This window comes from Pseudomonas sp. LBUM1660, from assembly GCF_059695935.1.
This window is the reverse complement of sequence record NZ_CP166795.1, coordinates 2,201,720-2,215,773: the sequence shown is the minus strand read 5'-3', so window position 1 is coordinate 2,215,773 and position 14,054 is coordinate 2,201,720. Positions and strand designations below refer to the sequence as shown.

13 protein-coding genes are annotated in these 14,054 nt (G+C 59.4%); 11 read left to right on the top strand and 2 right to left on the bottom strand.

Annotated features, from left to right (window positions below):
• Positions 1-157: 157 nt before the first annotated feature.
• Positions 158-835, bottom strand: a complete 678-nt coding sequence (locus ACA068_RS10380; protein ID WP_497309562.1) for an alpha/beta family hydrolase — start codon at positions 833-835, stop codon at positions 158-160.
• Positions 836-946: 111 nt separating this feature from the next.
• Here ACA068_RS10380 and ccoN (ACA068_RS10375) point away from each other — a divergent pair, with 111 nt between their 5' ends.
• The 8 genes from ccoN (ACA068_RS10375) to ccoP (ACA068_RS10340) all read left to right on the top strand — a co-directional run bounded on the left by ccoN (ACA068_RS10375) (position 947) and on the right by ccoP (ACA068_RS10340) (position 7,863).
• Complete coding sequence (gene ccoN, locus ACA068_RS10375) at positions 947-2,371, top strand: cytochrome-c oxidase, cbb3-type subunit I (protein ID WP_497309561.1); 1,425 nt, start codon at positions 947-949, stop codon at positions 2,369-2,371.
• Positions 2,372-2,381: 10 nt separating this feature from the next.
• A complete protein-coding gene (gene ccoO / locus ACA068_RS10370; RefSeq protein WP_497309559.1) occupies positions 2,382-2,990 on the top strand; it encodes a cytochrome-c oxidase, cbb3-type subunit II in 609 nt (202 codons plus the stop codon).
• A gap of 21 nt (positions 2,991-3,011) precedes the next feature.
• Positions 3,012-3,209, top strand: coding sequence for a cbb3-type cytochrome oxidase subunit 3 (locus ACA068_RS10365; protein ID WP_497310564.1), 198 nt, complete (start codon positions 3,012-3,014; stop codon positions 3,207-3,209).
• The gene (gene ccoP / locus ACA068_RS10360) at positions 3,206-4,159 is read left to right on the top strand and encodes a cytochrome-c oxidase, cbb3-type subunit III (RefSeq protein ID WP_497309557.1); all 954 of its coding nucleotides are present in this window, start codon (positions 3,206-3,208) and stop codon (positions 4,157-4,159) included. Before ACA068_RS10365 ends, ccoP (ACA068_RS10360) begins: the two co-directional genes overlap by 4 nt.
• 482 nt (positions 4,160-4,641) lie before the next feature.
• Complete coding sequence (gene ccoN, locus ACA068_RS10355) at positions 4,642-6,084, top strand: cytochrome-c oxidase, cbb3-type subunit I (RefSeq protein WP_010456410.1); 1,443 nt, start codon at positions 4,642-4,644, stop codon at positions 6,082-6,084.
• The gene (gene ccoO / locus ACA068_RS10350) at positions 6,084-6,692 is read left to right on the top strand and encodes a cytochrome-c oxidase, cbb3-type subunit II (RefSeq protein WP_018925301.1); all 609 of its coding nucleotides are present in this window, start codon (positions 6,084-6,086) and stop codon (positions 6,690-6,692) included. Before ccoN (ACA068_RS10355) ends, ccoO (ACA068_RS10350) begins: the two co-directional genes overlap by 1 nt.
• Positions 6,693-6,697: 5 nt before the next feature.
• Positions 6,698-6,883 carry a CcoQ/FixQ family Cbb3-type cytochrome c oxidase assembly chaperone gene (locus tag ACA068_RS10345; RefSeq protein ID WP_003175465.1) on the top strand — a complete coding sequence of 62 codons (186 nt, stop codon included), beginning with the start codon at positions 6,698-6,700 and terminating at the stop codon, positions 6,881-6,883.
• Positions 6,880-7,863: a cytochrome-c oxidase, cbb3-type subunit III gene (gene ccoP, locus ACA068_RS10340; RefSeq protein WP_497309555.1), complete on the top strand. Its 984-nt coding sequence runs from the start codon at positions 6,880-6,882 to the stop codon at positions 7,861-7,863. Before ACA068_RS10345 ends, ccoP (ACA068_RS10340) begins: the two co-directional genes overlap by 4 nt.
• A 55-nt stretch (positions 7,864-7,918) precedes the next feature.
• Here the strand turns inward: ccoP (ACA068_RS10340) and ACA068_RS10335 are convergent, their stop codons facing one another.
• Positions 7,919-8,920, bottom strand: a complete 1,002-nt coding sequence (locus tag ACA068_RS10335; RefSeq protein ID WP_497309553.1) for a metallophosphoesterase family protein — start codon at positions 8,918-8,920, stop codon at positions 7,919-7,921.
• A 529-nt stretch (positions 8,921-9,449) separates the two neighbouring features.
• On the opposite strand from ACA068_RS10335, the gene ccoG reads away from it, so the two are divergent.
• The 3 genes from ccoG to ACA068_RS10320 all read left to right on the top strand — a co-directional run bounded on the left by ccoG (position 9,450) and on the right by ACA068_RS10320 (position 14,041).
• Positions 9,450-10,865, top strand: coding sequence for a cytochrome c oxidase accessory protein CcoG (gene ccoG, locus ACA068_RS10330; protein ID WP_497309551.1), 1,416 nt, complete (start codon positions 9,450-9,452; stop codon positions 10,863-10,865).
• Positions 10,866-10,876: 11 nt separating this feature from the next.
• The gene (locus tag ACA068_RS10325) at positions 10,877-11,416 is read left to right on the top strand and encodes a FixH family protein (protein WP_497309549.1); all 540 of its coding nucleotides are present in this window, start codon (positions 10,877-10,879) and stop codon (positions 11,414-11,416) included.
• 174 nt (positions 11,417-11,590) lie between these two features.
• The gene (locus ACA068_RS10320) at positions 11,591-14,041 is read left to right on the top strand and encodes a heavy metal translocating P-type ATPase (RefSeq protein ID WP_497309547.1); all 2,451 of its coding nucleotides are present in this window, start codon (positions 11,591-11,593) and stop codon (positions 14,039-14,041) included.
• Positions 14,042-14,054 lie beyond the last annotated feature (13 nt).

Here is a 14,054-nt window from a genome sequence, read left to right as displayed (position 1 = left end):
CGGAAGCTTCCGGGTTTTTTATTGCCATTTTCAAAGTAAAGGTGGCTGGCAGACCGCTATCGCGAGCAGGCTCGCTCCTACAGTGGATTGTGGTGATGCACAAATCCCTGTGGGAGCGAGCCTGCTCGCGATGAGGCCCATACCGCCACCGCATACATCACTGAAGAAATGCAGCAACCTTCTGCGCCGCAGCCGCCAAATGCTGCTGATGCGTAAACCCCGAAGCCTTCAACGGCTTCAAATCATGGTCCCCCGCGACCAGCCAAAACACCTCAATACTCGGTGCCAACGTGTAAGCCTCAACGGCCTCACGATTCCCCAGCGCATCCCGCTCACCCTGCACAATTAACGTCGGCGTCTTCAGCGCCGCCAGATGATCAACCCGAGGCTTCTCCGGTTTACCCACCGCATAAAACGGATAACCGAGGCACACCAGCGCATCCGCCTCCAGCTCATCCGCCAAAAGACTGGCCATCCGCCCGCCCATGGACTTGCCGCCAATGGCCAGACGCCCCGTGACATGGCGTCGCACCTCGGCATAGACCTCACGCCAGCACTCGAGCAGTTTCGGTGCCGGATTCGGTGGACGCTTGCCCCCATCAACACGCCGCTGCGCCATGTATGGAAACTCGAAGCGCAACACGTTGACGCCTTGAGCCGCAAGGCGCGCAGCCATGTCGTTCATCCAGCCGCTGTCCATCGGCGCACCGGCACCGTGGGCGAGGATCAACGTGGTCGATGCAGGTCCTGAGGCGGCATTCCACAACCATCCATGATCCTGCATACACCGCGCCCATTGATCCCCGTCAATACTGGCCTTGTGCTCTTTGTCCATGCTTGCCTCGCTTTTAGTCTGCCTATAACTCCAGGCGAAGGAAGCGTCTGCCTTGCGCGGCTTACTCGCAAAGACGGGCCTTCACTTCGGCTGAACCGTGGATGGGGAACCATGAACACTTCTATCAGTACCGCCTACAACTACAAGGTGGTCCGCCAATTCGCCATTATGACGGTGGTGTGGGGCATCGTCGGCATGGGGCTCGGGGTTTTTCTCGCAGCCCAATTGGTCTGGCCTGAACTCAACTTCGATTTGCCGTGGACCAGTTTCGGCCGCTTGCGCCCATTACACACCAACGCGGTGATCTTCGCGTTCGGCGGTTGCGCCCTGTTCGCCAGTTCGTTCTATTCGGTGCAGCGCACCTGCCAGACCCAATTGTTTGCGCCGAAAATCGCCGCGTTCTGCTTCTGGGGCTGGCAACTGGTGATCCTGCTGGCGGCCATCAGCCTGCCGCTGGGTTACACCAGCTCCAAGGAATACGCCGAGCTGGAATGGCCGATCGACATCCTGATCACCATCGTCTGGGTCGCCTACGCCATCGTGTTCTTCGGCACGCTGGCCAAGCGCAAGACCAAACACATCTACGTCGGCAACTGGTTCTTCGGTGCGTTCATCATCACCGTGGCGATTCTGCATATCGTCAACAACGTTGAGCTGCCGGTGAGTTTCACCAAGTCCTACTCGGTCTACGCCGGTGCCACCGATGCCATGGTCCAGTGGTGGTACGGCCACAACGCCGTGGGCTTTTTCCTCACCGCCGGTTTCCTCGGGATGATGTACTACTTCGTGCCGAAACAGGCCGAGCGTCCGGTGTATTCCTATCGCTTGTCGATCGTGCACTTCTGGGCGCTGATCACCCTGTACATCTGGGCCGGTCCGCACCACTTGCACTACACAGCGCTGCCGGACTGGGCACAGTCTCTGGGCATGGTGATGTCGCTGATCCTGCTGGCACCCAGCTGGGGCGGGATGATCAACGGGATGATGACGCTCTCGGGCGCCTGGCATAAATTGCGCAGCGACCCGATCCTGCGCTTCCTCGTGGTATCCCTGGCGTTCTACGGCATGTCGACCTTTGAAGGGCCGATGATGGCCATCAAGACGGTCAATGCGCTGTCGCACTACACCGACTGGACCATCGGCCACGTTCACGCCGGCGCTCTCGGCTGGGTGGCGATGATCTCGATCGGCGCGCTGTACCACATGATCCCGAAAATCTTTGGTCGTGCGCAGATGCACAGCATCGGCCTGATCAACGCGCACTTCTGGCTCGCGACCATCGGCACCGTCCTGTACATCGCTTCGATGTGGGTCAACGGCATCGCCCAGGGCCTCATGTGGCGCGCAGTCAACGAAGACGGCACGCTGACCTACTCCTTCGTCGAAACCCTGGTGGCCAGCCACCCAGGCTTCGTCGTGCGACTGGTGGGCGGTGCGATCTTCCTCAGCGGCATGTTCCTGATGGCTTACAACACCTGGCGCACCGTGCGGGCCTCGCAGCCTGCCGAAGTCGCCGCTGCCGCGCAGATGGCCTGAGGAGTCCGCCATGAAACACGAAACAATCGAGAAAAACGTCGGCCTGCTGATGCTGCTGATGGTCCTGGCCGTGAGCATCGGCGGTCTGACCCAGATCGTCCCGCTGTTCTTCCAGGACGTGACCAATAAACCGGTGGAAGGCATGAAGCCCTACACCGCCCTGCAACTGGAAGGTCGCGACATCTACATTCGCGAAGGCTGTGTCGGTTGCCACTCGCAGATGATCCGACCGTTTCGCGCCGAGACTGAACGCTACGGGCACTACTCGGTGGCCGGGGAAAGCGTGTGGGATCACCCGTTCCTCTGGGGCTCCAAACGCACCGGGCCGGACCTGGCAAGGGTCGGCGCACGTTACTCGGATGACTGGCACCGTGCGCACTTGTACAACCCGCGCAACGTGGTGCCGGAGTCGAAAATGCCTGCCTACCCTTGGTTGGTCACGCAAGCGGTCGACAGCGGCCACACCGAAACCAAGATCCGCACCATGCGCACCCTCGGCGTGCCGTACAGCGATGACGACATCAGCGGCGCCGTCGCCAGCCTCAAGGGCAAGACCGAAATGGACGCACTCGTTTCTTACCTGCAAGTGCTCGGCACTGCCATCAAGAGCAAGAGGTGAGCCATGACCATACCCTTCGAAATAGTGACCGTGATGAGCAGTGGAATGATCCGCGGTCTCGGTACGGTCGTGGTGTTCGTGGCCTTCGTCGGCCTGACGCTGTGGGTGTTCAACAGCAAGCGCAACCCGGAATTCGCCGAAGCGCGCCTGTTGCCGTTTGCCGATGAGCCACAACCCGATAGCACCCAAGAACCTGTCACAAGGAGTACCCGGCCATGACCACCTTCTGGAGTACGTGGATCTGCGTACTGACCATCGGCAGCCTGATCGGCCTGACCTGGCTGCTGATCGGCACCCGCAAGGGCGAAACCAAGGGCAGCGTCGACCAGACCATGGGCCACAGCTTCGACGGCATCGAGGAGTACGACAATCCGCTGCCGCAGTGGTGGTTCATGCTGTTCGCCGGCACGCTGGTGTTTGCCGTGGGCTATCTGGTGCTTTACCCGGGCTTGGGCAACTGGAAAGGCATCCTGCCGGGTTACGAGGACGGCTGGACCGGCGTCCACGAATGGGAAAAGGAGATGAACAAGGCAGACGCGCGATTCGGGCCGATCTTCGCCAAATTCGCGGCCATGCCCGTTGAAGAAGTGGCCAAGGACCCGCAAGCACTGAAAATGGGCGGTCGCCTGTTCGCGTCCAACTGCTCGGTGTGCCACGGCTCGGATGCCAAGGGCGCTTTCGGCTTCCCGAACCTGGCCGACAGCACCTGGCGCTGGGGTGGTGATGCCGAGATGATCAAGACCACGATCATGGGCGGTCGCATGGCGGCAATGCCGGCCTGGGGTGAAATCCTCGGTGACACCGGCGTGAAGAACGTGGCCGCGTATGTGCGACATGAACTGGCGGGCCTGCCATTGCCGGCTGGCGACACCGCCGATCTGCAAGCCGGACAGCAAGCGTTCAGCACCACGTGCGTAGCCTGTCATGGTGCAAACGGCCAGGGCACTGAAGCCATGGGCGCGCCGAACCTGACGCAACCGGCCGGATTCATCTACGGTACAAGCCTGGCGCAACTTCAGCAGACCATCCGCCATGGCCGTCAGGGCCATATGCCGGCGCAGAACGAATTGCTCGGCAACGACAAGGTGCAACTGCTGGCCGCTTACGTGTACAGCCTGTCCCACGGTCTGAATACCGAGCGTTTGCAAGCCGAAGGCAAACGCGAATAAATCTCGACCGCTCTACTGCCGCATTCTCCCGGATGCGGCAGTTCCCTGCCTCTTTGCGACCAAGTGTCGCACCCCTCCGTTGGTCCTCCTTTCGGTTCACCTGATTCGGGTCTAAGCTTGATCGATGCGAACTGGCATGAGCCGGTTCCAGGTCGACTCAACCCGATGTGTTCGACGAATCTGCTCGATGACAGGCCGCAAAGGCTGGTAGATACCGGCTGTCGTGCCAATTGCCATCGGTCACCCGATCGTTGTGTTTGAACACACCCCGTAACATCTGACCTGACCCCCTCATCTTTTTCGTTCACTGCGACATTTTGTCCGAGGCCGATTTTGTCCTTACGCGGCGCATGGAAAGGCCGCAGAATCAGCTTTTGAAAGCATTGACCCAGGTCATGGCGCGTTGCAATGACCCCCCGCTTTCTACATACTTGCGGCCGATTTTTACTCCTAATAAAACACCCAAACCGTGGAACCTTAGAATGAGCACAGCAATCAGTCCGACTGCTTATAACTATAAGGTAGTCCGCCAGTTCGCCATCATGACGGTGGTCTGGGGGATCCTTGGCATGGGGCTTGGTGTCTTCATCGCCTCACAGCTTGTATGGCCGGAATTGAACTTCGGTCTGCCGTGGACGACTTTTGGACGCTTACGCCCGTTGCACACCAACCTGGTGATTTTTGCCTTCGGTGGTTGTGCTCTGTTTGCCACTTCTTATTACGTCGTGCAGCGAACCTGCCAAACGCGACTGATTTCCGACAGCCTCGCGGCCTTCACCTTCTGGGGTTGGCAAGCGGTCATTGTCGGCGCGATTATTACCTTGCCGCTGGGTTACACCACCACCAAGGAATACGCGGAACTGGAATGGCCCCTGGCTATTCTGCTGGCCATCGTCTGGGTGTCCTACGGACTGGTGTTCTTCGGCACCATCACCAAGCGAAACACCAAGCATATCTATGTGGGTAACTGGTTCTACGGTGCCTTCATCGTCGTGACGGCGATGCTGCACATCGTCAACCACGCGTCCCTGCCGGTCAGCTTCTTCAAGTCCTACTCGGCCTACGCCGGCGCGACTGATGCGATGATCCAGTGGTGGTACGGCCACAACGCGGTCGGTTTCTTCCTGACCACCGGCTTCCTGGGGATGATGTACTACTTCGTTCCGAAGCAGGCCGAACGTCCGATCTATTCCTATCGCCTGTCGATCGTGCACTTCTGGGCGCTGATCACCCTGTACATCTGGGCCGGTCCGCACCACCTGCACTACACCGCGCTGCCGGACTGGGCTCAGTCCCTGGGCATGGCGATGTCGATCATCCTGCTGGCTCCGAGCTGGGGCGGCATGATCAACGGCATGATGACCCTGTCGGGCGCCTGGCATAAGCTGCGCACCGACCCGATCCTGCGCTTCCTGGTTGTGTCGCTGGCCTTCTACGGCATGTCGACCTTTGAAGGCCCGATGATGGCCATCAAGACCGTGAACTCGCTGTCGCACTACACCGACTGGACCATCGGCCACGTACACGCCGGTGCCTTGGGCTGGGTAGCGATGATCTCGATCGGCGCGATCTACCACATGATCCCGAAACTGTTCGGTCGCGCGCAGATGCACAGCATCGGCCTGATCAACACGCATTTCTGGCTCGCAACCATCGGTACCGTTCTGTACATCGCTTCGATGTGGGTCAACGGCATCACCCAAGGTCTGATGTGGCGTGCAATCAACGACGACGGCACCCTCACCTACTCGTTCGTCGAAGCGCTGCAAGCCAGCCATCCTGGTTTCATCGTTCGCGCCCTGGGCGGTGCGTTCTTCGCCAGCGGCATGCTGTTCATGGCCTACAACGTATGGCGTACCGTACGTGCCTCGAACCCGGCTGAAGCCAAAGCTGCTGAACAGATTGCTGTAGTTGGAGCTCACTGATGAAGCATGAAGCAGTCGAGAAGAACATTGGCCTGCTGGCCTTCTTCATGGTTATCGCCGTCAGCATCGGCGGCCTGACCCAGATCGTTCCGCTGTTTTTCCAGGATGTAACCAACAAGCCGGTCGAAGGCATGAAGCCTCGCACCGCCCTTGAACTGGAAGGCCGCGACATTTACATCGCCAACGGTTGTGTCGGCTGCCACTCGCAGATGATCCGCCCGTTCCGTGCTGAAACCGAACGTTACGGCCACTACTCGGTTGCCGGTGAAAGCGTCTGGGACCACCCGTTCCTGTGGGGTTCCAAGCGTACCGGTCCGGACCTGGCCCGTGTCGGCGGTCGTTACTCCGATGACTGGCAGCGTGCGCATTTGTACAACCCGCGCAACGTGGTGCCCGAGTCGAAAATGCCGGCCTACCCGTTCCTCGTGGAAAACAAGCTCGACGGCAAAGACACCGCCAAGAAAATGGAAGTCTTGCGCACGCTCGGCGTCCCTTACACCGACGAAGACATCGCCGGCGCCAAGGATGCTGTGAAGGGCAAAACCGAAATGGACGCGCTGGTGGCCTATCTGCAAGGCCTGGGCACCATCATCAAAAGCAAACGGTGAATTGGATGGATATCGGGATGATTCGTGGCCTGGGCACCGTTGTTGTGATGGTGGCCTTCATCGGTCTGGCGTTGTGGGTATTCAGCCCCAAGCGCAAGTCGGAGTTTGAAGACGCGACCTTGCTGCCTTTCGCGGATGATCCCGAAGCCATCAAGCACGTCGAGCAAGCTTCTAGGAGTAACAAAGAATGACTACGTTCTGGAGTCTGTACGTCACAGTCCTCAGTCTCGGCACCATCTTCGCCCTGACCTGGCTGCTGCTGTCCACCCGCAAGGGCCAGCGCGCCGAGCAGACAGAGGAAACGGTTGGCCACTCCTTCGACGGGATCGAGGAGTACGACAACCCACTGCCGAAATGGTGGTTCATGCTGTTCGTGGGCACCATCATCTTCGCCTTGGGCTATCTGGTGCTGTACCCGGGCCTGGGCAACTGGAAAGGCCTGTTGCCGGGTTACAACTACCTGGATAACGAGAAGCAGACCGCGTTCGCCAACGGTCAGACCGGCTGGACCGGCGTTCACGAGTGGGAAAAGGAAATGGCCAAGTCGGACGCCAAGTTCGGTCCGATCTTCGCCAAGTTCGCTTCGATGCCGATTGAAGAAGTGGCCAAGGACCCGCAAGCCCTGAAGATGGGTGGCCGCCTGTTCGCCTCCAACTGCTCGGTCTGCCATGGTTCCGACGCCAAGGGCGCCTATGGCTTCCCGAACCTGACCGACGCCGACTGGCGCTGGGGCGGTGAAGCGGAAACCATCAAGACCACCATCATGGGCGGCCGTCATGCGGTCATGCCAGCATGGGCTGAAGTCATTGGCGAACAAGGCGTTGCCGACGTTGCCGGCTACGTGCTGACCAACCTCGATGGCCGCAAGCTGCCGGAAGGCACCAAGGCCGATCCGGTTGCTGGCCAGAAGCTGTTTGCCGCCAATTGCGCGGTGTGCCACGGTCCGGAAGGCAAAGGTACGCCAGCCATGGGCGCGCCGAACCTGACTCACCCGGCAGCGTTCATCTACGGTTCGAGCTTCGCTCAACTGCAGCAGACCATCCGTTACGGCCGTCAAGGCCAGATGCCTGCGCAAGAACAGCTGCAAGGCAACGACAAGGTTCACCTGCTGGCCGCTTACGTCTACAGCCTTTCTCATGGTGAGAAAGCGCCTGCGGAAGATGCTCAGTAAGGCATACGCTTGACGCAACAAAGAAGGCCCCGCCAGTGATCTGGCGGGGCCTTTTTCATGGGCGACTGGCCCAGATCGACTTCACCGGCACCGTATCCAGCAGCTTTCGGCTCTGCCATTGATTGTTCTTCACCAGGTTGATCTGCAACTGCTTGCGATCCTCCGAGAAACTGGCAACCAGGTAGGTTTGCTGAGAAGTAGCGCCGCTCAAGTACATCGGCACGCCATTCACGTCATAGGCATCGCCACCTTGATCATGGAGATGGCCGGCGAAAATAGCAGTGACCTCATACTTCCTGATCATCTGGTAAAAGCGCCGCGCCTGCTCACTGTCACCCATCATTTCCATTGGCTTGTGCATGTTGATAATGATGGCGTAACCCTGAGTCCGAGCGACTCTCAAATCGTTTTCAAGCCAATCCAGGGTACTGGTGATGTCGAACGTCGTCGGGTTTAACGCATGAGAAATCCTGGTGGCATAGGTCGGCTCATTATTGAGCTGCACCATATGGACGTCACCCATGTTTTTGGAATAGGCGAGACTGCCGGAATACAGCCGACTCAGGAAATTACCGGTAACTTTCAAATCAAAATTATCAACCTTATTCTCATGATGCTCTTTAAACTCCACGATACTACCGGCCGCACAGTTATTACTGAAACAATCATCCACGTTATTCTCATAATCGTGGTTACCCAGGCCATACAAGAAATCGCCATTGAAGTATTTTTTCAACATCGAATTCATGTAAGAGCGCTGCCAGCCGTGACCGAAAGCGGTGATGTCGCCATTGATCATCAGTGGCACATGGGATTGCGCATGGTTTTTCCGGAAGTCGACAATACTCGCAAACTGGGTCTCCACCAGCCATTTCGAGCGTTTATCGAAATCCGCCTGGGACTCGGGCTCTCTGCGATCGAGTTTGTCCGTCCACGGATATTGCGTATCCGACGCGAAGATCATATGACGTGGAGCACCTTCTATTGAATAGGCCAAAGGCGCCATAGACAGCAGGCAAACGCCCAGCACAAACCGCTTAACTTTCTTAGAAATCATAGAATTCCGTTTCCATTAATATTAGATAAAGTGCGCAACCAGCAAGCCGCGCCCAACTAACTTATTGGAAACAGACGAAAACCTCAAACAACCAACTAACCTCAATTAAATAAATATATTTCCGCCACACACCGACGAACAACCACCCCACCAAGTTAAACTTTGTTAGTTATGAGTTTTGCTGGATTAAAACTGCAATGCGTCAAACTATGAAGTTACTGCTGCTATGGCGTGTATTCCAGCGGCAGACCTCCCGGACGGATGAGGTGCGCAGCTCGCCTTCACCTCGTCGGCCACGCTACGGCCAGGAATCGCCGCACCTCTGATTCTGCATCACGAAAAAACGTCCATAATCCACAAGTCAATTGATTCAAGTCACTACACCATCAATTGAATTTGCCCAACGCGACCAAAGGTCGCACCCTTGAACTAGAGCGACAGGCGTATCATTGCGCCACTGCAACACCTCTTTTTGACCGCGGTCGGCATGTACTGACCGAGGCATTTTCCACTGCCGTGGGATGCAATGATGAGCAATCAGATTCCGGTACACGACGTCACACCGCCTGCCAAAGACGCGAACAACAGCGTCGATCTTTATGCCTCTCGAGAAAAAATCTACACCCGCGCCTTCACCGGCCTGTTCCGCAACCTGCGGATGATGGGCGGTGCCGGGTTGTTTCTGCTGTATTTCGGTACGGTCTGGCTGAACTGGGGCGGTCATCAAGCCGTCTGGTGGAACCTGCCGGAGCGCAAATTCTTCATCTTTGGCGCGACCTTCTGGCCCCAGGACTTCATCCTGCTCTCCGGGATCTTGATCGTCAGCGCCTTCGGCCTGTTCTTCATTACCGTGTACGCCGGTCGGGTGTGGTGCGGTTATACCTGCCCGCAGAGTGTCTGGACGTGGATATTCATGTGGTGCGAAAAGGTCACCGAAGGCGACCGTAACCAGCGCATCAAGCTCGACAAGGCGCCGATGAGCGCCAACAAATTCCTGCGCAAACTCAGCAAGCACTCGATGTGGCTGTTGATCGGCTTCGTCACCGGCATGACCTTCGTCGGTTACTTCTCGCCGATCCGCGAGCTGACCATCGACTTCTTTACCGGCGAAGCGGATGGCTGGTCGTATTTCTGGGTCGGCTTCTTCACCCTCGCCACCTACGGCAACGCCGGCTGGCTGCGTGAGCAGGTGTGCATTTACATGTGCCCGTATGCGCGTTTCCAGAGCGTGATGTTCGACAAGGACACGCTGATCGTTTCCTACGATCCGCGCCGTGGTGAGAGCCGTGGCCCGCGCAAGAAAGGTATCGATTACAAGGCCCAGGGCCTGGGCGATTGCATCGATTGCACCATGTGCGTCCAGGTCTGCCCGACCGGCATCGACATTCGCGACGGTCTGCAGATCGAATGCATCGGCTGTGCGGCGTGCATCGATGCCTGCGACAGCATCATGGACAAGATGGACTACCCGCGCGGGCTGATCAGCTACACCACCGAGCACAACCTGTCCGGGCAAAAAACCCATAAACTGCGCCCGCGCCTGATCGGCTATGCCCTGGTGTTGCTGGCCATGATGGGATTGCTGGCGGGCGCGTTCTTCATGCGTTCACTGGTCGGTTTCGACGTCAGCAAGGACCGCGTGCTGTACCGCGAGAACGCCGAAGGCCGGATCGAGAACGTTTACAGCCTGAAGATCATGAACAAGGACCAGCGCGACCATACCTACGTACTGGAAGCCTCCGGTCTGCCGGACCTCAAGCTGCAAGGCAAGCGCGAGATCAAAGTCGCCGCCGGGGAGATTTTCAGCCAGCCAGTGGAACTGTCCATGGCACCGGAAAAACTGCCGTCGAGCACCAACGAGGTGAAATTCATCCTCAAGGATGCCGACGACGACAGCGTCCACGTTGAAGCCAAGAGCCGATTCATCGGCCCACAAATTCGTTGAGAGAAGTGATCATGCCCGCAGCAAACGCAGCAAGCCCTTGGTACAAGCATCTTTGGCCATGGATCATCATCGCCATCCTGGCCTGTTCCGTGACCCTGACCTTGTCCATGGTGACGATCGCGGTGAACAACCCGGATAACCTCGTCAACGACAACTACTACGAAGCCGGCAAAGGCATCAACCGCTCCCTCGACCGTGAGCTGCTGGCCCAGACCCTGTTGCTGCGGGCCAGCGTTCACCTGGATGACGTGACCGGCGAAGTCGACCTGCGCCTGAGTGGCAACAGCCAACCGAAAACCCTTGAGCTGAACCTGATCTCGCCGACCCAGCCGGAGAAGGATCGCAAGATCACCCTCGCCCGCAGCGAATCCGAACAGGGCCGCTACATCGGTCAGTTGAGCGACAAGATTGAAGGCCGTCGCTTTGTCGAATTGCTGGGTACTCAGGACGACCACATCTGGCGCATGTTCGAAGAAGAGCTGGTCAGCCATGATAAAGACCTGCTGCTCGGGGATGAGCCGCTGCAAGGCGCCGAAGATCTGAAGAAGTAAGTTCCAGTGAACACGGTCAACTGTGGCGAGGGAGCTTGCTCCCGCTGGGTGCGAAGCGCCCCCTGAAACCAGCAAACCGATTCTTTCAGTCATAGCGCGTTCGCAGGTTTACGACTGCTGCGCAGCCGAGCGGGAGCAAGCTCCCTCGCCACAATGGTTTCCATGGCAGCACAGATGACCACGCCAACCCCCTGCTACCACTGCGCCCTGCCCGTCCCGGCCGGCAGCCGCTTCACAGCTGCGGTCCTCGGTGAAACCCGCGAGTTCTGCTGCCCGGGTTGCCAGGCCGTGGCTGAGGCGATCGTGGCCGGTGGGCTGGAAAGCTATTACCAGCACCGCAGCGAGTCATCGGCCAACCCCGAAGCCTTGCCGGTGCAGTTGGTGGACGAGTTGGCGCTCTACGACCGCGCCGACGTGCAAAAGCCTTTCGTGCGCCACGAGGGCGAACTCGCCGAAACCACCCTGTTGATGGAAGGCATCAGCTGCGCCGCCTGCGGCTGGCTGATCGAGAAACACCTGCGCGCCTTGCCGGCGGTGGCCGAGGCGCGACTGAACCTGTCCAACCATCGCCTGCACGTGCGTTGGGCCGACGCGCAATTGCCGTTGAGCCGGGTACTGAGCGAGTTGCGCCACATCGGCTACGCCGCGCACCCCTATCAAGCCGACCGCGCCAGCGAACAACTGGCCAGCGAAAACCGTCTGGCCTTGCGCCAGCTCGGCGTGGCCGGGTTGCTGTGGTTCCAGGCGATGATGGCGACCATGGCCACTTGGCCGGAATTCAACATCGACTTGAGCCCCGAGTTGCACACCATCCTGCGCTGGGTCGCGCTGTTCCTCACCACGCCAATCGTGTTCTACAGCTGCGCGCCATTCTTCAAGGGCGCCATGCGCGACTTGCGCACCCGCCACCTGACCATGGACGTTTCAGTGTCGCTGGCGATTGGCAGCGCTTACGTCGCCGGGATCTGGACCTCGATCACCGGCGTCGGCGAGCTGTATTTCGATGCGGTGGGCATGTTCGCGTTGTTCCTGCTGGCCGGGCGTTATCTGGAACGTCGCGCCCGGGAACGAACCGCCGCCGCCACCGCACAGCTCGTCAACCTGTTACCCGCCTCGTGCCTGCGTCTGAGTGCCGACGGCCAGAGCGAACGGATCCTGCTCAGCGAACTGCGCGTCGGCGATCAGGTGCTGGTGCATCCGGGTGCGATCCTGCCGGCCGACGGCAAGATCCTCGACGGCCAGTCGAGCATCGACGAATCGCTGCTGACCGGCGAATACCTGCCGCAACCGCGCACGCTGGGCGATGCAGTGACCGCTGGTACGCTGAACGTTGAAGGCGCGTTGACCGTGGAAGTCCTGGCGTTGGGCCAGGACACGCGACTGTCGGCCATCGTCCGCCTGCTGGATCGTGCCCAGGCCGAAAAGCCGCGACTGGCGGAAATCGCCGACCGCGCTGCGCAATGGTTCCTGTTGCTGTCATTGATCGCGGCAGCGGCAATCGGCCTGTTGTGGTGGGAACTGGATTCGTCGCGAGCCTTCTGGATTGTCCTGGCGATGCTCGTTGCGACGTGCCCGTGCGCCTTGTCGCTGGCCACGCCGACCGCCCTCACCGCCGCCACCGGCACATTGCACAAGCTTGGTCTTTTGTTGACCCGCGGCCATGTGCTGGAGGGTCTGAACCAGATCGACACGGTGATTTTCGACAAGACCGGCACATTGACCGAAGGTCGCCTGGCGCTGCGTTCGATCCGTCCTCTCCGCGCACTCGACAGCGATCAATGCCTGAGTCTCGCCGCCGCCCTGGAAAACCGCTCCGAACACCCAATTGCCCGCGCATTTGGCCGGGCGCCATTGGCGGCCGAAGAAGTCCTCAGCACGCCAGGGCTTGGCCTCGAAGGCGTGGTCGGCACGCAACGCCTGCGCATTGGCCAGCCGGTTTTTGTCTGCGAACTCAGTGGCGCTGCCGTACCGGTCATGCCCGATGAAGCGGGCCAATGGCTGCTGCTCGGCGACGTCCAAGGGCCGCTGGCGTGGTTTGTCCTCGATGACCGTTTGCGCGCCGATGCACCGGCGCTTTTGGAAGCCTGTAAGGCACGTGGCTGGCGCACCTTGCTGCTGTCGGGCGATACCTCACCGATGGTCGCCAGCGTGGCGGCCGAACTGGGCATCGACGAAGCCCGAGGCGGTTTGCGCCCCGATGACAAATTGCAGGTCCTGCAACAGCTGCACAAGGAAGGTCGCAAGGTGTTGATGCTCGGTGACGGCGTCAATGACGTGCCGGTGCTGGCCGCTGCCGATATCAGCGTGGCGATGGGTTCGGCCACCGATCTGGCGAAAACCAGCGCCGATGCGGTGTTGCTGTCGAACCGTCTCGATGCGCTGGTGCAGGCCTTCAGCCTCGCACGGCGCACCCGTCGGGTAATCATCGAGAACCTGCTGTGGGCCGGGCTGTACAATGGCCTCATGTTGCCGTTCGCCGCCCTCGGCTGGATCACGCCGGTATGGGCCGCGGTCGGCATGTCCATCAGTTCGTTGACCGTGGTACTGAACGCCCTGCGCCTGACTCGCCTGCCGAGTGCGCCCGGCGCCCGCCCCACGCCAGAAACCCGTCCGCTGCCGGCCTGAGCCGCGCGGGCAT

Excerpts from the sequence above, each read along its gene's own strand:
- ccoO (WP_018925301.1), top strand. The coding sequence starts at position 6,084 with ATGAAGCATGAAGCAGTCGAGAAGAACATTGGCCTGCTGGCCTTCTTC.
- ccoN (WP_497309561.1), top strand. The coding sequence starts at position 947 with ATGAACACTTCTATCAGTACCGCCTACAACTACAAGGTGGTCCGCCAA.
- ccoO (WP_497309559.1), top strand. The coding sequence starts at position 2,382 with ATGAAACACGAAACAATCGAGAAAAACGTCGGCCTGCTGATGCTGCTG.
- ACA068_RS10335 (WP_497309553.1), bottom strand. The coding sequence starts at position 8,920 with ATGATTTCTAAGAAAGTTAAGCGGTTTGTGCTGGGCGTTTGCCTGCTG.
- ACA068_RS10345 (WP_003175465.1), top strand. The coding sequence starts at position 6,698 with ATGGATATCGGGATGATTCGTGGCCTGGGCACCGTTGTTGTGATGGTG.
- ccoG (WP_497309551.1), top strand. The coding sequence starts at position 9,450 with ATGAGCAATCAGATTCCGGTACACGACGTCACACCGCCTGCCAAAGAC.
- ccoP (WP_497309557.1), top strand. The coding sequence starts at position 3,206 with ATGACCACCTTCTGGAGTACGTGGATCTGCGTACTGACCATCGGCAGC.
- ACA068_RS10320 (WP_497309547.1), top strand. The coding sequence starts at position 11,591 with ATGACCACGCCAACCCCCTGCTACCACTGCGCCCTGCCCGTCCCGGCC.
- ccoN (WP_010456410.1), top strand. The coding sequence starts at position 4,642 with ATGAGCACAGCAATCAGTCCGACTGCTTATAACTATAAGGTAGTCCGC.
- ACA068_RS10380 (WP_497309562.1), bottom strand. The coding sequence starts at position 835 with ATGGACAAAGAGCACAAGGCCAGTATTGACGGGGATCAATGGGCGCGG.
- ACA068_RS10325 (WP_497309549.1), top strand. The coding sequence starts at position 10,877 with ATGCCCGCAGCAAACGCAGCAAGCCCTTGGTACAAGCATCTTTGGCCA.
- ccoP (WP_497309555.1), top strand. The coding sequence starts at position 6,880 with ATGACTACGTTCTGGAGTCTGTACGTCACAGTCCTCAGTCTCGGCACC.